This window comes from Mycobacterium sp., from assembly GCF_049647605.1.
Lineage (GTDB): Bacteria > Actinomycetota > Actinomycetes > Mycobacteriales > Mycobacteriaceae > Mycobacterium.
This window is the reverse complement of record NZ_JBARXZ010000231.1, coordinates 95,984-120,450: the sequence shown is the minus strand read 5'-3', so window position 1 is coordinate 120,450 and position 24,467 is coordinate 95,984. Positions and strand designations below refer to the sequence as shown.

The 24,467-nt window shown below is 66.3% G+C and carries 17 protein-coding genes and 1 pseudogene; 9 read left to right on the top strand and 9 right to left on the bottom strand.

Going from position 1 to position 24,467, the window contains the following annotated elements:
* A pseudogene (locus WBB07_RS28785) lies at window positions 1-379 on the bottom strand (hypothetical protein); the annotation flags it as partial.
* A 334-nt stretch (window positions 380-713) separates the two neighbouring features.
* Here WBB07_RS28785 and WBB07_RS28780 point away from each other — a divergent pair.
* Window positions 714-1,925, top strand: a complete 1,212-nt coding sequence (locus WBB07_RS28780) for a mannosyltransferase (RefSeq protein ID WP_526313061.1) — start codon at window positions 714-716, stop codon at window positions 1,923-1,925.
* On the opposite strand, the gene WBB07_RS28775 is transcribed toward WBB07_RS28780, so the two are convergent.
* Window positions 1,891-2,184, bottom strand: a complete 294-nt coding sequence (locus WBB07_RS28775) for a 4a-hydroxytetrahydrobiopterin dehydratase (RefSeq protein ID WP_526313043.1) — start codon at window positions 2,182-2,184, stop codon at window positions 1,891-1,893. The genes WBB07_RS28780 and WBB07_RS28775 overlap by 35 nt on opposite strands.
* 67 nt (window positions 2,185-2,251) lie before the next feature.
* On the opposite strand from WBB07_RS28775, the gene WBB07_RS28770 reads away from it, so the two are divergent.
* Window positions 2,252-2,644 carry a (deoxy)nucleoside triphosphate pyrophosphohydrolase gene (locus tag WBB07_RS28770; protein WP_526313041.1) on the top strand — a complete coding sequence of 131 codons (393 nt, stop codon included), beginning with the start codon at window positions 2,252-2,254 and terminating at the stop codon, window positions 2,642-2,644.
* A gap of 27 nt (window positions 2,645-2,671) precedes the next feature.
* On the opposite strand, the gene WBB07_RS28765 is transcribed toward WBB07_RS28770, so the two are convergent.
* Both WBB07_RS28765 and WBB07_RS28760 read right to left on the bottom strand, forming a co-directional pair.
* Window positions 2,672-4,342 (bottom strand): PE-PPE domain-containing protein, encoded by a 1,671-nt coding sequence (locus WBB07_RS28765; RefSeq protein WP_526313039.1) that lies wholly within the window; start codon window positions 4,340-4,342, stop codon window positions 2,672-2,674.
* 128 nt (window positions 4,343-4,470) lie between these two features.
* Window positions 4,471-4,743, bottom strand: coding sequence for a hypothetical protein (locus WBB07_RS28760; protein ID WP_526313037.1), 273 nt, complete (start codon window positions 4,741-4,743; stop codon window positions 4,471-4,473).
* Window positions 4,744-5,043: 300 nt separating this feature from the next.
* Between WBB07_RS28760 and typA the strand changes: the two genes are divergently transcribed.
* Both typA and WBB07_RS28750 read left to right on the top strand, forming a co-directional pair.
* The gene (gene typA / locus WBB07_RS28755) at window positions 5,044-6,951 is read left to right on the top strand and encodes a translational GTPase TypA (protein WP_526313035.1); all 1,908 of its coding nucleotides are present in this window, start codon (window positions 5,044-5,046) and stop codon (window positions 6,949-6,951) included.
* 38 nt (window positions 6,952-6,989) lie between these two features.
* Window positions 6,990-8,912: an ABC transporter family substrate-binding protein gene (locus WBB07_RS28750; RefSeq protein WP_526313033.1), complete on the top strand. Its 1,923-nt coding sequence runs from the start codon at window positions 6,990-6,992 to the stop codon at window positions 8,910-8,912.
* A 110-nt stretch (window positions 8,913-9,022) separates the two neighbouring features.
* Here the strand turns inward: WBB07_RS28750 and WBB07_RS28745 are convergent, their stop codons facing one another.
* Together WBB07_RS28745 and WBB07_RS28740 are read right to left on the bottom strand one after the other, a co-directional pair.
* A complete protein-coding gene (locus WBB07_RS28745; protein ID WP_526313031.1) occupies window positions 9,023-12,382 on the bottom strand; it encodes a hypothetical protein in 3,360 nt (1,119 codons plus the stop codon).
* A 942-nt stretch (window positions 12,383-13,324) separates the two neighbouring features.
* Entirely contained in the window at window positions 13,325-14,578 is a 1,254-nt protein-coding gene (locus tag WBB07_RS28740; protein ID WP_526313029.1) for a chloride channel protein, read from the bottom strand.
* Window positions 14,579-14,617: 39 nt separating this feature from the next.
* Between WBB07_RS28740 and mshB the strand changes: the two genes are divergently transcribed.
* On the top strand, window positions 14,618-15,517 hold the full coding sequence (gene mshB, locus WBB07_RS28735) for an N-acetyl-1-D-myo-inositol-2-amino-2-deoxy-alpha-D-glucopyranoside deacetylase (protein WP_526313027.1): 900 nt from the start codon (window positions 14,618-14,620) through the stop codon (window positions 15,515-15,517).
* A 155-nt stretch (window positions 15,518-15,672) separates the two neighbouring features.
* A complete protein-coding gene (locus tag WBB07_RS28730) occupies window positions 15,673-16,128 on the top strand; it encodes a hypothetical protein (RefSeq protein WP_526313025.1) in 456 nt (151 codons plus the stop codon).
* Between the two features lie 5 nt (window positions 16,129-16,133).
* On the opposite strand, the gene WBB07_RS28725 is transcribed toward WBB07_RS28730, so the two are convergent.
* Window positions 16,134-17,816: a hypothetical protein gene (locus WBB07_RS28725; protein ID WP_526313023.1), complete on the bottom strand. Its 1,683-nt coding sequence runs from the start codon at window positions 17,814-17,816 to the stop codon at window positions 16,134-16,136.
* A gap of 233 nt (window positions 17,817-18,049) precedes the next feature.
* Between WBB07_RS28725 and WBB07_RS28720 the strand changes: the two genes are divergently transcribed.
* From WBB07_RS28720 to WBB07_RS28710, 3 genes are all read left to right on the top strand, one after another.
* On the top strand, window positions 18,050-20,629 hold the full coding sequence (locus tag WBB07_RS28720; protein WP_526313021.1) for a bifunctional FO biosynthesis protein CofGH: 2,580 nt from the start codon (window positions 18,050-18,052) through the stop codon (window positions 20,627-20,629).
* 149 nt (window positions 20,630-20,778) lie between these two features.
* Window positions 20,779-21,135, top strand: a complete 357-nt coding sequence (locus WBB07_RS28715; RefSeq protein WP_526313019.1) for a hypothetical protein — start codon at window positions 20,779-20,781, stop codon at window positions 21,133-21,135.
* A gap of 107 nt (window positions 21,136-21,242) precedes the next feature.
* Complete coding sequence (locus WBB07_RS28710) at window positions 21,243-21,791, top strand: YceI family protein (RefSeq protein ID WP_526313017.1); 549 nt, start codon at window positions 21,243-21,245, stop codon at window positions 21,789-21,791.
* A gap of 30 nt (window positions 21,792-21,821) precedes the next feature.
* Here the strand turns inward: WBB07_RS28710 and WBB07_RS28705 are convergent, their stop codons facing one another.
* Both WBB07_RS28705 and WBB07_RS28700 read right to left on the bottom strand, forming a co-directional pair.
* Complete coding sequence (locus tag WBB07_RS28705) at window positions 21,822-23,843, bottom strand: oxidoreductase (protein ID WP_526313015.1); 2,022 nt, start codon at window positions 23,841-23,843, stop codon at window positions 21,822-21,824.
* Window positions 23,840-24,379 (bottom strand): PadR family transcriptional regulator, encoded by a 540-nt coding sequence (locus WBB07_RS28700; RefSeq protein WP_526313013.1) that lies wholly within the window; start codon window positions 24,377-24,379, stop codon window positions 23,840-23,842. Before WBB07_RS28700 ends, WBB07_RS28705 begins: the two co-directional genes overlap by 4 nt.
* Between the last annotated feature and the right edge of the window lie 88 nt (window positions 24,380-24,467).

Sequence of the window (24,467 nt, the reverse complement as noted above, 5' to 3'; positions counted from 1 at the left end):
TTCCGGGAACGCTCAGCGCGGCCGGCATCGCTGCCGGTGCGATGGGAGCGGCGCCCGGCAAGCCGGCGACGGCGGGCAACAGGCCGGCGTCCGGCAGCAGTCCGGCGTCGGGCATCGCCACGGATGCGGTGGCCAGTGGCGGGGCGGCAGCCACCGGGGGCCCGCCGACACTGGGAAGCGTCAGCAACGAGGAGGCGGCCTGCAGGGCGCCGGCCGGGTTGGCGACAAACTGCTGGATGAGGTCCATTCCGGGGACCGGCGCCGGCGGCAGCGGTGGTGCGGGTGCCGGTTCGGCGTTGGCGACGCCTGCCGTCAGCAGCACGGCTGACGACCCCGCCACGATTGCGGCTCCGGTGAACAAGCTCCTGATCCGAGACATGGCACTCCCAATTCGTCGTTTTTCGGTCTCAGCCGAAGGTAGCTTGTTACTGGTGTTACTCAAGTGACACGTGTGGCATTTATTCAACCGTTACGGGAGCGATGGACAGAGGAGATATGGCGGCGGCGTGTCGCGCCGATCCGGTGGCCCCTGTCACAGTCCCCACTCGACCGGCCCGCGCCCGGACTGGCCCCGGTCTCGCCCCGCGGCCCGCGCCTGGACTCGCCCCGGTCTCACACCGCGAGCAGACACAAACTCGGGCGAATCGGCGCAAAATCGCGCGAGTTTGTGTCTGCTCGCGGGGGTAGGCGGGGCGCGTCGCTAGAGTCGGGCGATCACCGACACGCACGCCCTCCGCACCCGAGCGATCGCACTGGCCCCACTACTGCTGGCGGTCAGCGTCGCCGCGCGGCTGGCCTGGACCTATCTGGTGCCCAACGGGGCCAACTTCGTCGACCTGCACGTCTACATCGGCGGCGGTGACGCGGTCGACGGCCCCGGCGCCGTCTACGACTACGTCTACGCCGAGCAAACCCCCGACTTCCCGCTGCCATTCACCTATCCGCCGTTTGCCGCGGTGGTGTTCTACCCGCTGCACCTGCTGCCGTTCTGGCTCGTCGCCCTGGCGTGGCAGCTGGGCATCGTGGCCGCGCTCTACGGCGTGGTGCGGCTCAGCCAGCGGTTGGTGGGCATCGTGGCCGACCGGCGGGTTGCCATGCTCTGGACCGCGGTTGCCATCTGGCTCGAGCCGCTGCGCAGCACCTTCGACTACGGCCAGATCAACGTGCTGCTGGCGCTGGCGGTGTTGATCGCGGTGAGCAGCAGCCGCTGGTGGCTCTCTGGGTTGCTGGTGGGTCTGGCCGCCGGGGTCAAACTCACCCCGGCGATCAGCGGGCTGCACTTCTTGGCGGCCCGACGCTGGAGCGCGGCGGTGTTCTCGGCGGTCGCCTTCTTCGGCACCGTGGCCGTGTCCTGGGCGGTGATGGGGCGAGAGTCCACCCGCTACTTCACCGACCTGCTCGGCGATGCCGGCCGGGTGGGGCCCGTCGGGACGTCGTTCAACCAGTCCTGGCGCGGCGGCATCTCGCGCATCCTCGGCCACGACGCCGGGTTCGGCCCGCTGGTGCTGGCCGCCATCGTGGTCACGGCCGTGATCGCCTGGTTTGCCTGGCGTGTGGTGGGCGCCTTCACCCCGGATCTGGACCGCCTGGGGTCCATCGTGGTGGTGAACCTGTTCGGGTTGTTGTTGTCGCCGATCTCGTGGACTCACCACTGGGTGTGGTTGGTGCCCTTGATGATCTGGCTGCTGCACGGCCCCTACCGCTATCTCGCCGAGGCCAGGGTGCTCGGCGCGACGTGGCTGGTGCTCACCGCCGTCGGGGTGCCGTGGCTGCTGAGCTTCGCGCAGCCGACCATCTGGGAGATCAGCAGGCCGTGGTACCTCGCGTGGGCGGCGCTGATCTACGTGGTGGCCACCGTGCTCACGCTGGCGTGGATTGCGATGCTGCCGCTCAGGTTTCCGGGCGGTCGACGATCTCGTCGATAGCCCGCGCCATCTCGACGTCCTTCTCGGTTATCCCGCCTTCCGAGTGCGTGACGAGTGCGAAAGTCACTGTCCGCCAACGGATGTCGATGTCAGGGTGATGGTCCCGGGCTTCGGCTTGTTCAGCGACCCGGCGAACCGCATCGATACCGTCGAGAAATCCTGAGAACTTGACGGACCGCCGCAGCGCGCCATCTCGGCGTTCCCACCCGTTGAGATGTTGGGCGGCGGCATCGGCTTGGTCATCGGTCAGCACAGCCATGACTTCGACCGTACTCGCGCTCCCGCCGGCCCGGCGGCAAATCGTAGACCGGCTACGGTGAGCAGCTATGTCGATCCAGATCGTCGTCGCCGGTGCAGTGGTGAGCGACGGCCGACTGCTGGTGGCGCAGCGGGCTCGGCCACCCGAGCTGGCCGGGCTCTGGGAGTTGCCCGGCGGCAAAGTTGCTCCTGGTGAGTCCGACGCCGAGGCGTTGATCCGTGAACTCCGTGAGGAACTCGGCGTGCAGGTGGAGGTCGGTGCCCGTGTCGGGGCCGATGTTGCGGTGTCGGAGACGATGACGTTGCGGGCCTATCTGGTGCGTCTGACCGGCGGTTCCGTCCACGCGCACGAACACCATGCGCTGCGCTGGGTGGCCGCGGCAGAACTGCCTGACCTGCCCTGGGTGCCGGCCGACACCGCCTGGCTGCCGGATCTCACGGCGGTGTTGTCCGCTCGGTGAGCGGGATTCGCTGACCGGTTGGTCTGCTCAGGCAGCGGCTTTGCTGGTCCCGGTGTCGTGGCTCTTGTCGGCTTTCGGCGCTTTCTCGGCCCGTTGCGGCTGCTCCGAGCGTGTTGTGGATTTGCTGTCCCGACCCTCGTTGTCCGGAGTCTTGGTGGCATCGGCTTCGGAACTGGCATCGCTGGTGTTGCTCTGGCTCGGTGATGTGGCATCGGTGGAGACGTCGGTGGTGTCCTCCGCGGCGCCGGTTGTCCGAAACTGACGAGGGCTGTTGAGTCGTCCCTCGAGGGTGTGGACCTTGTGTACCGCCGCCGTAGTCAGGGCGGGTGTCGCGTCCACAGGCGCTTCCTCGTCGGACACGTCAGCTTGAGGCGCTTCAGCTTTGGACGGTTCAACTTCAGAAACTGCGGCCTCGGACGTCTCAGCGGTGTCCTGCGGTGCGGCCGTCACCGGTGGGGCAGCCTTGGTGGGCTTGGAAAGTGTTCGCGCCGACGCCTTGACGGCCTCGGGAGCCGCGGCGGTGACCGTGTCGCCGGTGCCTCCGAGCAGCGTCTCCGGCGGCGCCGGGACGATGTGGGTGGGCTCGCCACGGAGGCCGGCCAGCATCTGCTCGACGCCCTGGGGGATCGCCTTGATGAGGTCGACCGCCAGGGTGATCGGATTGAACAGCGGTATCAGCCGGAACGAGGTGTACTGGCCGTACGGGATGCTGCGGTTGTAGCCGGTCTCCTCGACGAGGACCCGCAGCGCGGGTTCCAGAAGGTTGGCCAGTGGTGCCAATCCGAGGTCGTGGAGTGGCTGCACCAGTGGCAGCACCGTCGGCTTCACCGTGATGTAGGTGGTGTCGCTGCCGTCGCCGCGCGGCTGCACGGTGACGAGGTCGGGGTACAGCTCGGGATAGTCCATCAGCCACTGCCATTGCTCAGTGGTGTAACCGCCAGGCGTGTCCGTCGGATCTGCTTGCGTCGGATCGGGATACGTGCCGTGCACGTACCAAAAGCCCAGCAGGGCGTTCAGCATCGCCACCGGGTTGGTGATGTAGAGCGGGGCGTCGGCGATGATGTCCCACTGCAGTGCGATATCGGTGGTGTTGATACCGGTGTTCGTCGGCATCGGCGGTCCGAAGGGGAACTGCACGATGGGGATCGAGAACGGGAAGGCGCGGGAGTTCAGACCGCCGTTGGGGCGGGAGACGTTGCCGATGGCGACGATCTCGATCTGCGCTTTCTGTTCCGGGGTCAGGGTTTCGAGAGTTTTCTTCTCGTAAGCCAGGATCGCCCCGCTCTGCGAGTAGCCGAAGAGCACCAGATGGTCGTCGGGTCCCAGACCGGCCAGCTGTTCTTGGACGGCGTCATCGAAGAGGTCGACACCTTGCAGGATGGAATTGCGCCATGTCGGTGCGTTCAGCCCGCCGTACAGCGGCCACGCGGTCTCCGGTGTGTACACCGCCTGCAGGTCACAGCCCAGCCCGGTGGGCTGGCACAGGGTGTTCGGATAGATGTAGTACTGGGCGACATTGGGGATGTAACCAGGGAAATCGTCCGGGTTGGGGCGTCCCGTTCCACCCATGATCAGAGCGGTGGTGGCCGAGGTGGCCACCGCCGCGAAGATCGGCGTGAGCATGGAGCCGACTGCGAGAATGACCGCTGCGAGCAAGGCGACAACCGTCACCGCCAGGGATCGGATGAATGCATGCATGAAGGACCTTCCAATCCACCGGCAGCCACCGTCGGTATGACCGAATCGTGGCATATCGGGGCGGTCGCTCACGGCCGAATCGGCGGAGATGTCACGGGAGTTGGAGCGTCCGCAACAGTGCCGGAAGGTCAGTACTTCAGCGTGTCACCGACCACTCGCACCTGCGCGGGGTCGTGCAGATGGTGGGCGGAGTACACCGGATGCAGCAGTGCCGGATGCCGACAATGCGCGCACGACGGCTGTGTCCGGTTGGATCCGGCGAATGTCAGATGGTGGCATCGGCCACACCTGACAACAAAAAACGCGCCGATCCAATTCAGCAGTCCGAGGTAGATGGCCAGCGTTGCGGCCGCGGCCAGGATGACGATGACCGCGATCGTGAGTGCCAGGTAGACCGTCATGATCGAACCTCCAACGAACCTGTGACGGATACCGTCATGGTACTCGTCCGTCGAGGTCAAATCCTATTTTTCAGGCTTTACGGGCGCGCTTGAAAACTTTGTCGAGCTCCCTCCCGCGGATGCCCAGCAGCTCGGCCTTGTGGACCTTGTGCAACACCAACGGACAGCGTTTGCAACGGGGTTTGGACCGACAACACTTCTTCTTCGGTTTCACGCCGGCGTACGTATTCGAACTCACTGGGCCTTCCCGCTGCCTGCTTCGTTTTCGCAAATGGTTCCCCGCACTGCGAGAATAAGTGTGTGGATTCTCGCCCCAACTTTAGAAACGTCGCCATCGTCGCTCACGTCGACCACGGTAAGACGACTCTCGTCGACGCGATGCTCCGGCAGTCGGGGGCCCTGAGTCACCGTGGTGACGACGCAGTGGAACGCCTGATGGACTCCGGTGACCTTGAGAAAGAAAAGGGCATCACGATCCTGGCGAAGAACACTGCGGTGCACCGACACCACCCAGACGGCAGCATGACCGTCATCAACGTGATCGACACCCCGGGTCACGCGGATTTCGGTGGAGAGGTCGAGCGCGGGCTGTCCATGGTCGACGGCGTGGTGCTGTTGGTCGACGCCTCCGAGGGGCCGCTACCGCAGACCCGCTTTGTCCTGCGTAAGGCGCTGTCGGCGCACCTGCCGGTGATCCTGGTGGTCAACAAGACCGACCGGCCCGACGCCCGGATCGCCGAAGTGGTCTCCGAAAGCCATGACCTGCTGCTCGACGTCGCCTCCGACCTCGATGAAGAAGCCCAGAAGGCCGCCGAGAACGCACTCGGCCTGCCGACGCTGTACGCCTCGGGCCGTGCGGGCATCGCCAGCACCACCGAGCCTGCCAACGGGGAGAACCCCGACGGAGAGAATCTCGACCCGCTCTTCGACGTGTTGCTCGAGCACATCCCGCCGCCGCAGGGCGACCCGGAAGCCCCGCTGCAGGCGCTGGTGACCAACCTGGACGCCTCGGCCTTCCTGGGCCGGCTCGCGCTCATCCGCATCTACAAGGGCCGGATCCGTAAGGGACAGCAGGTCGCGTGGATGCGTGAGGTGGACGGCCATCCGGTCATCACGGCAGCAAAGATCACCGAGCTGCTGGCCACCGAGGGCGTCGAACGGAGCAGCACCGACGAGGCCGTCGCCGGAGACATCGTGGCGGTTGCCGGCATGCCCGACATCATGATCGGCGACACCCTGGCCGACACCGAACACGCGCACGCGCTGCCCCGCATCACCGTCGATGAGCCCGCCATCTCGGTCACCATCGGCACCAACACCTCGCCGCTGGCGGGCAAGGTCTCCGGCCACAAACTGACCGCCCGGATGGTGAAGGCGCGTCTCGACAGTGAACTGGTCGGCAATGTGTCGATCAAGGTCGTCGACATCGACCGTCCGGACGCCTGGGAGGTGCAGGGCCGTGGCGAGTTGGCCCTGGCCATCCTTGTCGAGCAGATGCGCCGCGAAGGTTTCGAGCTGACGGTCGGTAAGCCGCAGGTGGTCACCCGCATCGTCGACGGCAAAGTGCACGAGCCGTTCGAAGCGATGACCATCGACTGTCCCGAGGAGTTCGTGGGCGCTGTCACGCAGTTGATGGCCGGCCGTAAGGGCCGGATGGAGGAAATGGCCAACCATGCCGCCGGCTGGGTGCGGATGGACTTCATCGTGCCGAGCCGTGGCCTGATCGGTTTCCGGACCGACTTCCTCACGTTGACCCGCGGCACCGGCATCGCCAACGCGGTGTTCGACGGCTATCGGCCGTGGGCTGGGGAGATCCGGGCCCGCCACACAGGTTCGCTGGTCTCGGACCGTACCGGCAAGATCACGCCGTTTGCGATGACCCAACTGGCCGACCGTGGACAGTTCTTTGTCGAGCCGGGTGACGACACCTACGAGGGCCAGGTGGTGGGCATCAACCCTCGCGCCGAAGACCTCGACATCAACGCCACCCGCGAGAAGAAGCTCACGAACATGCGTTCGTCGACCGCGGACGTCTTCGAGACGCTGGCGCGGCCGTTGGAATTGGGTCTCGAACAGGCCATGGAGTTCTGTGCCGAGGATGAGTGTGTCGAGGTGACGCCGGAGATCGTGCGGGTGCGCAAGGTCGAGTTGGACTCGACCATGCGAGCCAGGGCCAAGTCGCGGGCGAAGGCGGCCTCGAAGAGCTGACGGCTGGTTTGCTTCGTTCTGTAGATACCCTGAGTGGTGTGCAGAGCCGCGCCGCGTCGAGGTCACGCCTTCTGGTGACGGGTGCGCTGCTGCCGGCACTGCTCATCGGCGGGTGCACGGTGAGTCCGCCGCCGGCGCCGCAGAGCACCGAGACCACCGCGAGCACTCCGCCGCCGCCGCCGAAGGCGACGCAGATCATCGTGGGGATCGACAACATCGGTGCCGGGTTCAACCCGCACCTGTTGTCGGACCAGTCGCCGGTGAATGCGGCCATCAGCGCACTGGTGCTGCCCAGCGCGTTCCGTCCGGTGTCGGATGTGGAGTCGCCCACGGGTTCACGGTGGGAGATGGACTCCACCCTGCTCGAGTCCGCCGAGCAGAGCACCGTGGACGGCAAGTTCACCGTCACCTACAAGATCAAGCCGGAAGCATCCTGGACCGACAACGCGCCCATCGCAGCCGACGACTTCTGGTACCTGTGGCGGCAGATGGTCAGCCAGACCGGGGTTGTCGACCCGGCCGGCTACGACCTGATCACCGGGGTGCAGTCGATCGACGGTGGCAAGACCGCGGTGGTGACGTTTTCACAGCCGTATCCGGCATGGCGTGAGCTGTTCTCCGACATCCTGCCTGCGCACATCGTCAAGGATGTGCCGGGCGGCTTCCCTGCCGGGCTGGCCCGCACCCTGCCGGTCACCGGTGGGCAATTTCGGGTCGACACCATCGATCCGCAGCGCGACGAGATCCTGCTGGCCCGCAACGACCGGTACTGGGCTGAGCCGGCGGCACCTGATCAGATCTTGTTCAGGCGGTCGGGAGCTCCTGCGGCACTGGCGGATTCGATCCGCAATGGGGACACCCAAGTAGCTCAGGTACATGGCGGTGCGGCGGCGTTCGCGCAGCTGTCGGCGATACCGGATGTCCGCACCGCCCGGATCGTGACGCCACGGGTGATGCAGCTGTCGCTGCGTGCCCAGCAGCCGGCGCTGACCGATGATCGGGTGCGCCATGCGATCCTGGGCCTGCTCGACGTCGACCTGCTTGCCTCTGTGGGTGCCGGCAGCGACAACACGGTGACTCTGGCCCAGGCGCAGGTGCGGGCACCGTCGGATCCTGGGTACGTGCCCACCGCGCCTCCGGCGATGACACTGGAGACGGCGATGACGCTGCTCCGGGAAGCCGGTTACGACGTCGAACCCGACGCACCGGGATCCGCGGCCCCGACACCTTCGGCAGGCTCGCGAACGTCCGCCGCCCCCGCACCGCCGCCGGTGGTGACCCGGGGAAACATCAGCAAGGACGGTGAGCAACTCGCTTTGGTGATCGGGGTGGCCGCCAATGACCCGACGTCGGTCGCCGTCGCCAATACCGTTGCCGACCAACTGCGTAACGTCGGAATCGCCGCGTCGGTGTCGGCCTTGGATCCCGTGGTCCTCTATGGGGAGGCCTTGGCCGAGAACACCGTCGATGCGATCGTGGGCTGGCATCGTGCCGGCGGTGACCTGGCCACCTCGCTGGCGTCGCGTTACGGATGCCGTGCGCTGGAACCGATCACGTTATCGACGGTGCCGGTACCCACATCGGAAGTGCCGGCGCCGACCGATGTTCCGCCGTCGGGATCGGCGACACCGAGCGCTTCGCCCGAGCCGACTCCCACGCCCACACCCACGGTTGCTCCGGCTCCGGACGTCGAGACCCTGGTGCAGGCGCCGTCGAACATCACCGGACTCTGCGACAGCGATATCCAGCCGGATATCGATGCGGCCCTTGACGGTACGAAGGACATCGACGATGTGATCGCGGCGGTGGAGCCGCGGTTGTGGGGCATGTCGACGGTGCTTCCGATCCTGCAGGACACCACGATCGTCGCTGCGGGACCGTCGGTGCAGAACGTGAGCCTGACCGGTGCAGTGCCGGTCGGCATCGTCGGCGATGCGGGGAAGTGGCTCAAGACTCCGTGACCTCAAGGCAGTCACTGAGCACGTACTGACATCCAAATACGCTGAGCCACAAAAGAATCCGCCCCGCTCATTGTCGTGAGCGGGGCCGATCTTCGTCTTACCGGGTGTTGCTAGCTACCCGAATCGCTTCCGCCCGACTTCTTGCTGTCGGACTTGTTGCTGGAGCTGCTCGACTTGTCGGACTTCTCGGACTTGTTGCTGGAGCTGGAGCTGGAGCTGGAGCCGGCCGACTTGTCGGACTTGTCGCTGGAGCTGGAACCGGTGGATTTGGTGGAGCTGCCGGTCTTGGAGTCGTCCTTGGAGCTGCTCGGCTTGGCGGAGACACCCTTCTTGGAGTCGTCCTTGGCGGAGCCGCCCTTGCTGGAACTGCCCGTCTTGGAATCCTCCTTCTTGGAGTCATCCTTGGCGGAGCCGCCCTTGGTGGATTCAGTTGCGCCGCTGTCGGATTTGTCGCTGTCAGACGTGGTGCTTTCGGACTTGGTGTCGTCGGACTTGGTGGCAGGCTTCTGCACACCGAGGGCGCGCTCGACATTCTCGCGGACACCGTTGAGGCTGCCCTCGATGTTTTGACGAGTCTGCTCGAATCCGTCGTTGATCTGCTTGCCCAGCGCGTCGAAGCCGGCCTGGGCCTGCTCGAACGGGCTCTGCACCGCTTTCTCGGAGCCTTCGACGACCGTGCCTGTCGACTCCTCGGCCGTGGCTTCGGCGGCGGCTTCGGCTTTGGTGGTGGCAGCAGCAGCCTTGGCTTCGGCGGCCGGAGTGGTGGCGTCCTCGGAGCCGGTCTTGGTGGCGGCTGGTGTTGCCACGCTGAACATCGTGCCCGTTCCGAGGCCCGCGGCGCTGGCCACGTCGGCAGAGGTGCCGGCACCGGCTTCCACGCCGACTCCGACTCCGACACCGAAGTTGAACCCGCCGGCCAGCTGCCCGGCCGCCGCGGTGAGGCCGGAGACCAGAGCTTCGATGGCGTTCTGACCATTGGCCAGGGCGGTGGCCGTCGAGTCGCGGAACGCGACGACGACCGCGACGGCCACCGTGCTGAAGTTGTCCACCGCTGCCTGGACGGTGGATCCGAGGTAACCCGTTGCCTCAACCACGGATTCACCGATGGTGCCGACGGCGCCGATGACATCGGCGGGTGTGGGCAGACCCGCCAGCGAAGCCGACAGCGACGCGCTGATCGAGGCGCCGATCTCGGCTGAGATATTGCCCAGTGCCTGTAGCGCTTCGGCACCGAAGGCGACCGAGGCATCCAGACCGGCAACCAGGTTGGCACCGAGATCTGCCAGCACCGGCCCGATTTCACCGAACGCGCCGGTGAGCGCCTGAACGAACAGCTCGGGTGACGGGAACAGCGCAAGCACTGCCTGGAAGGAGGCGGCGAGGTCACCACTGACACCGGTGAGGCCGTCGATCAGCGACTCGAAGGCCAGCCCGCCGAATCCGATCCCGGCCTCGATGACGCCGGCCAGATCGGCCGACAGGTTGGAGATGGCGGCCGCGGCGGCACCTGCGATGGCTTCCACCCCGGGGATGAACCCGGTCAGGACATCACCGAATGCTGCAACCAGCTCTACCGGGTTCGGGAACAGCTCCAGCGCAGCTCCGAAGCTGGCGGCCAGCTCGGCGCCGGCGTTGGCGAGTGCTTGGGCGATGGCGGCGGGGTTGATGATGGCTACGCCGACGAGGAATGCGTTCAGGGCCACTTCGAGGGCGGCGCCGAGGCCGATGTCGATGGAGGCGAAGGCGTCGACGAATGCTTCGAGGAACAGCTGTGGGGTGGGGAACGCGGCGATGGCGGCGGCGAAGGCGGCGGAGAGTTCGCCGCCGGCGTTCAGCAGTCCGTTGATGATGGCTTCGAAACCGGTTCCGCCCAGGGCGATTCCGTTTTCGATGGCGCTGACCAGGGCGGCGGAGAGGTTGGTGATTGCGGCGACGCTTGCGGCGGCGAATGCTTCGAAGCCGGGGATGACGGCGCTGAATGCGGAGCCCAGGGCGGCGACCAGTGCAGCTGGGGTGGGGAAGGCGCCGATGACGGATTCGAAGAGGCCGGCGAATTGGGCGCCGGCGTTGGCGAGTGCTTGGGCGATGGCGGCGGGGTTGATGATGGCTACGCCGTCGAGGAATGCGTTCAGGGCCACTTCGAGGGCGGCGCCGAGGCCGATGTCGATGGAGGCGAAGGCGTCGACGAATGCTTCGAGGAACAGCTGCGGGGTGGGGAACGCGGCAAGTGCGGCGGCGAAGGCGGCGTAGAGCCCACTGCCCGTGGTGCTGAGGCCGTCGATGATTGCCTGGAATACGTTGCCGCCGAAGGCGAGTCCGTTTTCGATGGTGCTGGCGAACGCCGCGGAGAGATTGGCGATGGCGGTGGCCGCGAAACTGGACAGCTCCTGGAATCCGGGCAGGAAGCCGGTCAGGGCGTTACCGAAGGCGGCGATCAGCTCACCCGGGGTGGGGAACGCGGCGATGACCGCTTGCAGTGCCGCGCCGAACTCGCCGCCGGTGGTCAGCAGCGCTTCCACGATGGCTGCGACGTCCAGGTCGATTCCGAGGCTCAGCGCGACATCCAGCGCGACGTTCAGAGCTGCGGCGAGCGGGGCATTGACGGCGGCCAGCACGTTGACGAAGGCATCGACGAAGGCCTGGGGGTTGGCGAAGGAGTCGATGGCAGCAGCGAAGGCTCGGGCAAGAGCGCTGCCACCGTTCTGCAGCGCGGCGACCAGGATGTCGAAAGCCGAACCGCTCAGATCGATTCCGGTGGCCAGCGTGGTGGCCAGCGCGGTGACGAGGTTGGCCAGCGCCACTCCACCGTCGGTCACGAGACCGCTGAGGCCGGGGAAGACGGCGCTCAGTGCTGATGCGACGGCCGCGGAGAATGCGGCAGGGTTGGGGAAGTTCGCGACTGCGGCGTTGAACGCGGCGGCCAGATCGGCGCCGGCGGCCAGCAGGGCGTCGGCGATGACGGAGGCGTCGACGGTGACCCCGAGGTCGATCGCTGCCTGCAGGGCCGCCTGGAGTGCCACCGACAGGTTCAAGTCGACGTCGGCGAATGCCGAGACCAGGGCGTCGATGAAGGCTTGGGGAGTGGGGAAGGCTGCGAGCGCCGTGTCCACCGCGACGGCAAGGGTGCTGCCCTGGGCGAGCAGCCCGTCGACGACGGCGCGGAAGGCGGTGCCACCGCCTGCGACACCGCTGGCGACCGTTTCGGTCAGCGCGTTGCCCACGTTGCGGATGGCGTTTCCGGCGGCGGCAGCCGAGGCTTCGGCGCCTTGTCCCACGGGGGACCAGGCGCGCTGAGCTGCGCTCACGAGGTCGGCCAGTGAGCCGGCCGAGATGTTTCCCAGAACGGCGACCAACTGGTCACCCCTCAGCTGGATGTCCGGTGGCAGCACCTGCACCGGTGAAAGCGTGATGGCGGTGGCGCCCACCACTGCGACTCCGGCGGTCAGATATGACCGAATTGCAACATCCATGGTGTTCCCCTCAAAGTCTGAGCGTCCCCGACGCAGCAAAAAGCTACCTGAGAATCGACTGAGTAACAAACCCATCTCGAGGGGCTTTCGGCTATTTGCTCTCTGGTCACGATTGGTTTGCTCGGCGGTGGCGGGACGCAGAAGTAGCTCGATCGGTACCAGCATGCGGCGGATCGGTATGTCAGCAAATTCTTGGTATCGACATCGGGTTCCCTGTGTGCGGATTTTTCCTTACCCTGCCAAAGTAGCTGTCGGGGCAGGTAGCGGTCTTAATTGCAGTGGAGAGTGCATCGACGACGACGTAAATATTCGCGCGCTTCGATAGCGTGCCTCGAATCGGCCGATGTCGGCGGCGACGGTTGCTTGGTCGGGTGGTGTCACGCGGATGTGTGGCAACGGTTGGGTGACTTGTTGCGTTCTAGCTGGGCATTCGCTGAAACTTTTGTTCACGAGGGAAGCAAACTGTAACTGTTTCTCAAAAATTGTCTCTTGCTGTCCCCGTGTCGCGAGGCGCGGCCGCGGGCCGAAAGTGGGCATCGAACTGAGGTTCGGCGCCTCATCGTGCATGGGTGTGGGCGCAAAATTCGATGTTTGGGCTCGGCGCCGACTGGGTAGATCGCGCACCTACTGGCGATGTTGCCGGCGGCTTGGCACAGCACATATCTCCTCGCATTTTCGAAGGTCCTCCCGCAGGGGACCAGATGTCGTGTAACGGACCGGTGGCCAGCGACGATGTAATAGCTGAAGAATGAATTGATCGGAGTGGTTTAACCTTCGCGAAGAACGGTTATATGCCGAAACTTATATTTTTCTGAGAGTCCAGCTAACAAGGTGAAGCCGTCCTGTGGCCTCTGTCCAGCTGGTGCCGCGTTCGATGCAGCGGTTCGGTCCGGTATCGCACTCCGCGGTGAGCACATCCGCGGGCGCCTGCGGCCCGACTTCTCAGCTCGCCGGTTTCCCCGGCTCCGGTGCCCCGGTGGCGGAAGTCCGCAGGAAGGATTGAAGTCCGTGGGCGGAGTACGCGGCGACCACAAATACCGCCAACAGCCACCACGGTGGTCGGGCCAGCTCCCAGACGAACAGTGCCGCCCACAGCGGTGCGTGTTGGGTGATCGCCAAGACTCCGGCCGCGCAGGCCAGTGATATCGCCGGCACGCTGATCGAGTACGGCGTCCAGGTGTTGACGGCAATCGCCAGGCTGGATCCCAGGGCCGCGCCGGTGGCCAACGAGGGTGTGAGCATCCCTCCGACCGCGCCGGCGCGCAGATAGACCGCCGTCAAGAGCGGCTTGAGGAGCAGCAGTACAACAGCAGCGCTGAGTGCCAGGTCGCTGTTCAGCGTCACCGTCAAGATGCTCTTGCCGTTGCCGGGGAGCTCCGGCCAGAAGATGGAACAGACCCCGACCAGCAGGCCGGCGCCGGCGACCGCGGGAATCACCGTCCAGGATGCGGTGAGTTGTGCCGGCCGGGCGGCTTGCATCAGGCGGTTGAACGCCACACCGACCACCAGGGCCAGCGGGGCCAGGAGCGCCGCGGCCGCAGCCAGCAGGTACGACACGTCGGCGTCTGGCCACACCAGAGGTGGTCTGTCGTGTGTCAGCCACGACGCGACGGCGACGGCCAGGCTGGAGGTGACCAGTGCCGTGCCGAGGACCCGCGGGTGCCACGACCCCAGGAGGATCTGGGCCGCGAACAACGCACCGCCCAGCGGCACGCTGTACACCGCCGCCAGCCCGGCGCCCGCCGCGGCGGCCAACAGGATCTCCCGGTCGCGCGCGGTCAGCGCCCACCGTGACATCCCGATGTCGCCCATCGCCACGGCCAGCTGCCGGGGCGCTCCCTCCCGCCCCAACGAGGCGCCGGAGCCCACCAGCATCACCTGCAGTCCGGCGTCGATGGCGAGTGTTGAATGGGGAATTCGGTTGTGCCCCTTGATGATCTGAGTGAGCGCTGGGACGGCGGTCCGCCGACGCGGCAGCCACCAGCCCAGACCGGCCAACGCGCCGCCGATCGTCGGGCCGAGGGCCCGGCGGACGGGGTTGCTCTGGCTCACCCCATCCAGCAGGGAGCCGAACGAGTAGTGGAACGTCAGGTGCTCCACCCAGTGGAGCACGAGCGTCGTCGCCATCCCGGCGACACCGGCAAGCAGTCCGATCAGGATGACCGCGGATGCGTATTCGAGGCGGCGCCGCGTCACCGGGCTGAGGGTAGACCGAAGGGCGTCTAGGGTAGGCCGATGCCGTCAGATTCGACGTTGGAAGCCCCCAGGCTGCTTTTTGTACATGCCCATCCCGATGACGAGAGCATCAACAACGGCGCCACCATTGCGCACTACGTTTTGCGCGGCGCCCAGGTCAACGTCCTCACCTGCACCCTGGGCGAGGAAGGCGAGGTGATCGGTGACCAGTGGGCACGGCTGGCGGTCGATCATGCCGACCAGCTGGGTGGTTTCCGGATCGCCGAGCTGGGGGCAGCGTTGGGGCACCTGGGAGTTGCCGCGCCGATGTTCCTCGGTGGCGCGGGCCGGTGGCGAGACTCCGGAATGGCCGGAACCGCACCCAATTCGAAGCATGAACGCTTTGTCGACGCCGATGAGCGTGAGGCGGTGGGTGCTCTGGTGGCGGTCCTGCGTGACCTGCGCCCGCATGTTGTTGTCACCTACGACCCCAACGGGGGCTACGGGCATCCCGACCATATCCGCGCCCACCAGGTGACGACGGCTGCGGTGGCCGCTTCGGGCGGGGCCGACTATCCGGGAGAACCCTGGACGGTGCCGAAGTTCTACTGGACAGTTTCCTCGAACAGTGCGTTCGCGGCGGCCTTGGCGGGGGTCGAGTCGACCGACCTGCTCCCGAATTGGCGGCTGGGTCCCTACGACGGTGAGATCGGCTATGCCGATGACCGGATCACCGCCGTCGTCGATGCCCATGACGCGCTGCCGGCGAAGATCGCCGCGCTGGCCGCACATGCGACCCAGGTGGCGGTGGGGCCGACGGGGCGGGTGTGTGCACTCTCGAATGATCTTGCGTTGCCGATCCTGGGGGAAGAGCATTACGTCCTGGTGGCCGGTAGCGCCGGTGATCCGGATTCCGGCGACCGGGAGACCGATCTGTTGGCAGGATTGCAGTTCGGGTGACCCGAAAGCGCCGCCAGGCGGAGCATCGGCGACTTTGCCTCCGATGAGGGGTGTGCGCGGTAAGCTCCCACGAGCCGGAACTACGGAAGGACGACTGTGGACCCAGATTTGGATCCCAACCTCCAACACTGGCAGGACCGTTTCGACAACCTGCAGTGGGTGATCGGTTCACTTTCCGGCCTGCTGGACAGCGTTCCGACCTGACCGCCAGCGCCATCCGCTCCCAGGAAGACCTGCGGGCGGTCGATTCGTCCGCGCGGGTGGTTGTACTGACCCTGCTCGCCGTCGACGGAGTGTTGTGCGCTGTCGCGACAGCGTTGTTGCTTCCGTTTCGGGTGGGCGGCGTGGCGCTGCCCGTCAGTGCGGCGGTCGCCGGCCTGATCAATCTGGCCCTGGTTTGGGCCGCGTCCTACTGGACCACGTCGAGTCGTCTTGTGGCACTGCCATTGTGGACATGGCTGGCGACGGTCGCGGTCATGACGCTCGGCGGCCCGGGTGGCGACATCGTTTTCGGCGGCAACGGAGTGCTCGCCTATTCGGCGATTCTCATGATCGTGCTCGGTGCCGGGCCGCCCGGCCTCTGGTTGTGGGGACGTAACCAGGGCCGGTAGGGCCGTCAGTTGTTCTTGTCGCTCTTGTCGCGCGATGCCGCCGAATCGGCCTTGCTGGGCCGCTCGGCCTTGTCGCGGTTGCGGCTGCCGCTGTTCGTGCTGTCGGTATCCGACTTGTCGGCCTTGTCGGTGCTGATCTTGTCGCGTTTGGTCTTGCTGCCCGCGTCGTCGGCGCCGGTCCGGGTGGTCTTGCTGGCGCGATCGGCCGGGGCGGGGACGTCGGCACCGTCCTCGGCGGGCTCGGTGGCCTCAGCGGTGCTGTCGGTGGTGGTCTCGGTGACAACGGCGGCATCTGTGGCGGGCTTCTCCGCCTCGACCGGCTCGGAGGCGATGATCTTGGTGGGCCTCTTGTCGACCTGAGTACCGGCCTCGTCGACCGCGGTGGCGTTCTGGTCGACCGCGGTGGTGCTCTCGTCGACCGGGGTGGTGGTCTCGGTGGTTGCGGCGGTGCTCTTGGCGGGCGCATCCACCGTGGCCACCGATATCGTGCCGGGGCCGAGCAGGGGCGCCAACGGTCCCAGCAGGTCCCGCAGCACCTGCGGAACGCCGTATCCAACCGCGTTCGCCGGGCCCTGCGGGAGGTTGACGCCGGGGTTCACGGTGTGGGGGACCCAGAGCCCGGTCAGGTACTGGAGCTGATCGAGTGAGAAGTTGGCCAGTGCGGTGGCAGATTCCCCGCCGCGCGTCTGCACCGACTGCAGCGCCGATCGCACCGCGCCGTCGAGCGCGGGCGCGATTCCCTGGGAGAAACTGGTGGCCACCAGCGCGTTGCTGATGGAGATCAGATCGTTGGCGAATCCGGTGGCCGCGTTGCCCTGAGCCTGGACGAGGCCCCAGAACTCGTTGAGCGCAAAGTTGGCGACCGGTACTCCGGGCACAAAACCGAAGGCATTGAGAAGGCCACTGGTCAGACCGACTCCGTTGCCGACCAACCCCGATGCCGGGTACCAGGTGTTGACGGCACCGGCTGCGAGGCGCGCGACCAGGTCGGAGACCGTGACGATCGGGTTGGCGGCGATCGCCTGCGCGTCCAGGCCGGGGGAGTCTGGTGCGGCGGCGGTAGTGGCGGCCATGGCTCCCGGGATGGGCGGGAACGGGGGGAATGGGGGGAAGAAGCCGGTCAGCCAGGCGATCTCGTTCTGGATGAACGCGTTGGCGCCGCTGACGAGGCCGTTGACCAGGGTCGACGGGATAGGGCCGAAGTTCAGGTCCAGCGCGTAGGCGGTGCTCTGGAACCAGCTCTGCACGACGGGCTCGCCGGTGTAGAAGGCGACCATGATCTGCCCCGAGAAGAAGCCGACGATGGGCACCCAGCCCGCCGCCCACGTCGCGAACTCGAATCCCCACTGCACCCAGGGCAACGCCGCGAAGTAGAGGTCCATCAGGTTGCTGCCCGCGGACATGACGCCGGCCGCCGCCGCGGCAACCACGGGACCGCCCGACGAAGACTGGGCTTGAGAGGACTGGGCTTGGGGTGTCAGCAGCGCCGACAGCATGGCGGCTTCGTTGGTGATCGGTTCTGGTGTCACGGGCCGTGCGGTGATCGGCTTCTGCGCCGAGGCCAGGTCAACCGCGACCGTGCGGGCTGTCGGTGCGGCGGCTGCCACGTCGACCGGAGCCACCGCGACGGCACTTGCGGTGAGAAGCGAAACACCGGCGATCATCATCGAACGTGCGGAAATACCCATTTCAACCCCTCGAAGACCTGCCCCGACCCACGAGTCAACTTACGTGGGCGCAAACTGGAGCGGAGCATAACCGATGATTGCTACATATCGGCTCCGGCGCGGTCGCGCCGACGACAGGCCCGCAGTGGGCGCCCTGCCAGCGGTGGAGGCTATTGTGGCGGTCGTGGCTGGCGCCAATGTTTCAGATTGTGAGACACGAGGATGATTCTCGATCCCCTGGTGGTTACAGGAGAGTGGCTCTGAACCCGCAGCACGGCACCTCTCTGCCGAGTCCGGTGGTCCCGCCCAAGCAGCCCGCCCCTACTCCGGCGTCGTTGCGTCGGGTGTTGCGGCGTGCGCGGGACGGGGTTTCGCTCAATGTTGATGAGGCTGCGGTCGCGTTGACAGCGCGTGGCGCGGACCTGGTGGATCTGTGTGCGTCGGCGGCGCGGGTGCGGGATGCGGGACTGGAGTCCGACGGGCGCCGGGGCCCGAATGGCCGGTTGCCGGTCAGTTACTCGCGCAAGGTGTTCATTCCGGTGACGCATCTGTGCCGGGATACCTGTCATTACTGCACGTTTGTGACGGTGCCGGGCAAGTTGCGGGCGCAGGGCCGCGGCATGTATCTCGAGCCCGACGAGATCGTGGAGATCGCCGCCCGAGGTGCGCAGTTGGGGTGTCAAGAAGCGTTGTTCACGCTGGGTGACCGCCCCGAGGCGCGGTGGCCGGAAGCAGCGCAATGGCTTGATGAGCGCGGCTACGACTCGACGTTGGATTATGTGCGAGCGATGGCGATCCGGGTGTTGGAGGAGACCGGGTTGTTGCCGCATCTGAATCCGGGGGTGATGTCGTGGTCGGAGCTCTCCCGGCTCAAGCCGGTGGCCCCCTCGATGGGCATGATGCTGGAGACCACCTCGCGGCGGTTGTTCGAGGACAAGGGGCAGGCGCATTACGGCAGCCCGGACAAAGATCCCGCGGTGCGGTTGCGGACGTTGACCGATGCGGGTCGGCTCTCGATTCCGTTCACCACGGGGCTGTTGGTCGGTATCGGGGAGACGCTGACGGAGCGGGCTGAGACGATCGCTGCGATTCGTCAGTCGCACAAGGAGTTCGGGCATATCCAGGAAGTGATCGTGCAGAACTTCCGGGCCAAGGACCACACCGCGATGGCCTCGACTCCGGATGCGGGGATCGATGATTTTGTGGCCACCCTGGCGGTGACCCGGTTGGTGATGGGGCCCAAGATGCGCATCCAGGCACCGCCGAACCTGGTGTCGCGTCAGGAGTGTCTGGCGTTGATCGGTGCCGGGGTGGACGACTGGGGTGGGGTCTCGCCGTTGACCCCGGATCACGTGAACCCGGAACGGCCGTGGCCGGCGCTGGAGGAGTTGGCGGAGGTGACCGCCGAAGCCGGGTACGACTTGGTGCAGCGGTTGACGGCTCAGCCGCGCTATGTGCAGGCCGGGGCGGCGTGGATCGATCCGCGGGTCCGGGCTCATGTGGATGCGTTGGCCGATCCGCAGACCGGGTGGGCGCGTGAGGTCAACCCGGTGGGGTTGCCCTGGCAGGAACCCGACGAGGCAACCGAGTCGCTGGGCCGCACCGATCTGCACACCGCCATCGACACCGACGGCCGCCTCACCGATACCCGCTCGGATCTCGAAAGTGCGTTCGGCGACTGGGATTCCATCAGGGACAAGGTGTCCGAGCTGGCGGCACGCGCCCCGGAACGGATCGACACCGATGTGCTGGCCGCGTTGCGGGCCGCCGAAAAGGATCCCGCCGGGTGTTCTGATGACGAGTATCTGGCGTTGGCCACCGCTGACGGGCCGGCGTTGGAGGCGGTCACCGCCCTGGCCAACGCGTTGCGTGCCGAGGTGGTCGGTGACGAGGTCACCTACGTCGTCAACCGGAACATCAACTTCACCAACATCTGCTACACCGGGTGCCGGTTCTGTGCGTTTGCGCAACGCAAGGGTGACGCCGATGCGTTTTCCCTGTCGACCTCCGAGGTCGCCGACCGGGCGTGGGAAGCCCATGTCGCCGGCGCCACCGAGGTGTGCATGCAAGGCGGTATCGATCCCGAACTGCCGGTGACCGGCTACGCCGACCTGGTTCGCGCCGTCAAGAAACGGGTGCCGTCCATGCATGTGCACGCGTTCTCCCCGATGGAGATCGCCAACGGTGTGACTCGGGCCGGTACGTCGATCCGGGACTGGCTCACCGCGTTACGTGAAGCGGGCCTGGACTCGATCCCCGGGACCGCCGCGGAAATCCTCGACGATGAAGTTCGCTGGGTTCTGACCAAGGGCAAGCTGCCCACCGCTTTGTGGATCGAAGTGGTGACCACCGCCCATCAGGTCGGGCTGCGATCGAGTTCGACCATGATGTACGGACACGTCGACACCCCGCGGCACTGGGTGGGCCACCTCAACATCTTGCGGAACATCCAGGACCAAACCGGCGGTTTCACCGAGTTCGTGCCGCTGCCCTTTGTCCACCAGTCCTCGCCGCTGTATCTGGCCGGGGCCGCCCGGCCCGGTCCCACGCATCGGGACAACCGGGCGGTGCACGCGCTGGCGCGGATCATGTTGCACGGCAGGATCCCGTCGATCCAGACCAGCTGGGTCAAACTCGGCACCGAACGCACCCAGATCATGCTCAACGGCGGCGCCAACGACCTCGGCGGCACCCTCATGGAGGAGACCATCTCCCGCATGGCCGGCTCCGAAAACGGCTCCGCCAAAACCGTCGAAGAACTTGTCGCCATCGCCGCAGGCATCGGCCGACCAGCCCGCCAACGCACCACCACCTATACGGCCAGCGCCGTCTGAGCCCCCAACCCCCTGGCGACCGCGCGGGTCTGTACGTCGACACGCCGCGTTCGGGATACCAATGCGTGCGCTCGTCGCGGATCGATTCGCTGTCTGATCGAGTAGTCCTACGCATGTCGTGACGCCCGGTGGCCGCCAGTATCGACGTCATGACCATCGATACCGACAGCGTCATGCCAACCCAGCGGACTGCCCGGGCCGGCGGCACCGCGAGCCTGTGGTGCGCAGTTGCTGCCGTGGCTCAACTCTGGGCCGGACTGATCGTGTTCTCCGTGTGGACGTCAGAGAGTTTTGCGGCCGACTTCGAGAACGGCACCCGCCTCGCCGACGCCGGCGCCGCGGCCATCGTGGCGACGGTGCTGACGGTTGTTGCGATCTTGTCCACCCTGGCGGCGATCTTCCATCCCAGGGCCAGTGGGCTGGTCTGCGGAATCGGTGCCCTGCTGCTGGTCAGCGGCTGCGTCACGGGCCTACTCGCCTTGCCTCTCCTCGAGCATTACCGATAGCGGAACGCGGCGCGGTCCGTCCCCGGAACAAATTCGGACCATGGTCCGTTTAAGCTGGATGCGGGTGCGGGCAGGCCGACACCCAACCACGTGCAAGGAGTATCGCCATGACTGTTGCAGCGCCGACCGGACTCAGCACCGGAACCTGGGCCATTGACCCGGTGCACTCGTCCATCAGCTTTTCGATCCGCCATCTGGTGGTGAGCAAGGCCCGGGGTAGCTTCGGCAACTTCAGCGGTGCCATCACGATCGCCGAAGACGGCACGCCCTCGGTAGCTGCCGAGATCGACGTCGCCTCGGTGTACACGGGGAACGAGCAACGTGAGGCCCACATCAAGGGCGCTGACTTCTTCGACGTCGAGAAGTTCCCGACTGCGACTTTCCGGTCGACGGGTGTGCAGGCCAAGGGTGCCGACTACGTCCTCGACGGTGAGTTCACCCTGAAGGGCATCACCAAGCCGATCAGCCTGGCGCTGGAGTTCAACGGCGTCAACCCGGGGATGGGCCACGGCGAGGTAGCGGGTTTTGAAGCCACTGTGGTGTTGAACCGCAAGGACTTCGGTATCGAGATCGACATGCCGCTGGAGACCGGCGGGGCTGTGCTGGGGGACAAGGTCACCATCTCGCTGGCGATCGAGGCTCTCAAGCAGGCCTGATCCCCTCGCGCCGAAGAGGCCGGTAGCGGGTTACAAGCGGGCGGCGAGTTCGGTGCCCTGACGGATGGCGCGCTTGGCGTCGAGCTCCCCGGCCGCGGCCGCCCCACCGACAACATGCGGATCGATTCCGTTGGTGCGCAGTGCCTCGTCAAGGTCACGCACCGGATCCTGGCCGGCGCACACCACCACGTTGTCCACTGCGATCAGCCGTCGATCGCGGTGATCGGGGCCGAAGCTGATGTGCAAACCGTCGTCGTCGATCTGCTCGTAGTTGACTCCGGAAAGCTGCACCACGCCTTTGGCTTTCAGCGATGCCCGATGGACCCACCCGCTGGTCTTGCCGAGTCGGGTCCCCTGCGGACCCTTGGAGCGCTGCAGCAGATACACCTGGCGCACCGCGGGTGCCGGCAACGGCGCGACCACGGCGCCCCGGGCCTGGTGGGGCTCCCCGACACCCCATTCGGCCCTCCACTCTTCGAGGTTTGTGGTGGGTGACCGGTCGGTGACCAGCAGCTCGCTGACGTCGAAACCGATTCCGCCGGCCCCGATCACGGCGACGCGGTTGCCGACGGGCCGGATCCGGTAAATCGCTTCCGGGTAAGAGAGCACCATTGGATGCCCGATACCGGTGATCGCCGGCATGCGCGGTGTCACACCGGTGGCCAGTACCACCTCGTCGAAATCGGATAGCTGCTCGACGTCGGCCCGGGTGTTCAATCGGGTTGTGACGGCGTACTTGTCGAGCATAGTGGTGAAGTACCGGACCGTTTGGTTGAACTCCTCTTTGCCCGGGATACGTCGGGCCATGTCGAACTGGCCACCGATGAAGCCGTTGGCCTCGAACAACGTGACCCGGTGACCCCGTCGGGCGGCGCTGACCGACGCGGCCAGCCCGGCCGGGCCCGCTCCGACCACGGCGATCGATCGCACCCGCCTTGTCGGGCTCAGGATGAGGGTGGTCTCGTGGCCGGCGCGGGGATTGAGTAGGCACGACACCGATTTGTGCACAAAGGCATGGTCGAGACAGGCCTGGTTGCACGCGATGCAGGTGTTGATCTCGGCGGCGGCGCCGGTCGCTGCTTTGTGGACCCAATCTGGATCCGAGAGCAGTGGTCGCGCCATCGAGATCAACGCCACCGCAGTGTCGGTCAGGATCTGCTCGGCGGCTTCGGGCATGTTGATGCGGTTGGAGGCCATGACCGGTATGCCGACCTGTTGGGCGACTGCATCGCTGAGGTCTACAAAAGCGCCGGCAGGCACCGAGGTGACGATGGTCGGCACCCTGGATTCGTGCCAGCCGATGCCGGTGTTGATGAGCGTGGCGCCTGCCGCTTCGATTTCGGTTGCCAGTGCCAGGGTTTCATCCCAGCTCTGGCCGTCTGCCACAAAATCGGCCATCGACATGCGGTAGCAGAGGATGAAATCGGGGCCGACGGCCGCTCGGGTGGCAGCAACGATCTCAACCGGGAAGCGTCGCCGGTTGGCGGGGCTACCACCCCAACGGTCGGTGCGCTTGTTGGTTCGTGGCGCCAGGAACTGGTTGATCAGATAGCCTTCGCTGCCCATGATCTCGACACCGTCGTAACCGGCCTCCCGGGCCAGCATTGCGCACCGTACGAAGTCGTCGATGGTTCCCTCGACATCGCGCAGAGTGCGCGGCCGAAAGGGGTTGATGGGCGCCTTGATCGACGACGGGCTGACCGAAAAGGGATGGTAGGCATAACGTCCCGCGTGTAGTACCTGTAGCAGGATCTTGCTGCCGGCGTCGTGGACTGCCGAGGTGACCCTGCGGTGCCGGTGTGCCTCCGATGAGGTCACCAGCTGTGCGGCGAACGGCAGCAGCCAGCCGGTGCGGTTGGGGGCATAGCCGCCGGTGATGATCAGGCCAACACCGCCTCGGGCGCGCTCGGCGAAGTACGCGGCCAGCCGATCGGTGTCGCGGGCCCGGTCTTCCAGGCCGGTGTGCATGGACCCCATGACCACCCGGTTGTGGAGGGTGGTGAAGCCGAGGTCCAACGGTGACAACAGTTTCGGATAGGGGTCCGCAGTCATCGCCGGAGTCCGGCCACTACTTCGTCGAGCCACTCGATGGTGTTCTGTTCGGCGCGGATCCCGCCGCGCAGCACCAGATGCTGATGCAGGGCCGCGCCGGAGAGCCGCGACGGGTCCGGGAAGTGTTGCTTCTCGTATGCGTGGTATGTCGCCAAGCGGGCGGCGCGCTCGGCCCGCAGGGTGACTGCTTGTGCGCTCACCGCCTCGACATCTCCGTAGCTCGCGCCACGAAGTTTGACGGCGAGATCGCGGGTGCCGGTGTCGCCGCGCGGTCGCAGGGGTGCGCTGATCCAGCGGGCGAGTTCGGTCCGACCGGCCTCGGTGACGGTGTGAACCTTTTTGTCGGGCCGGCCGTCCTGGGGCGCCGCCGTCACCTGGACCCAGCCGTCGTTTTCCATGGTGCGCAAGGTGCGGTAGATCTGCTGGTGGGTGGTCCGCCAGAACTGGCCGATGGAACGGTCGAACCGATGGGTCAGTTCATAACCGGAGCCGGGCTGCTCGCGCAGCGAGACCAGGATCGCGTGCGCCAAAGTCACCGACCGAGGGTATCCAGTACCAGCGGTACTATGCAATAGGTTGCATAGCTTCCTGAATGCATGTGCGAGAGTAGGTGCGTGAGTTGTA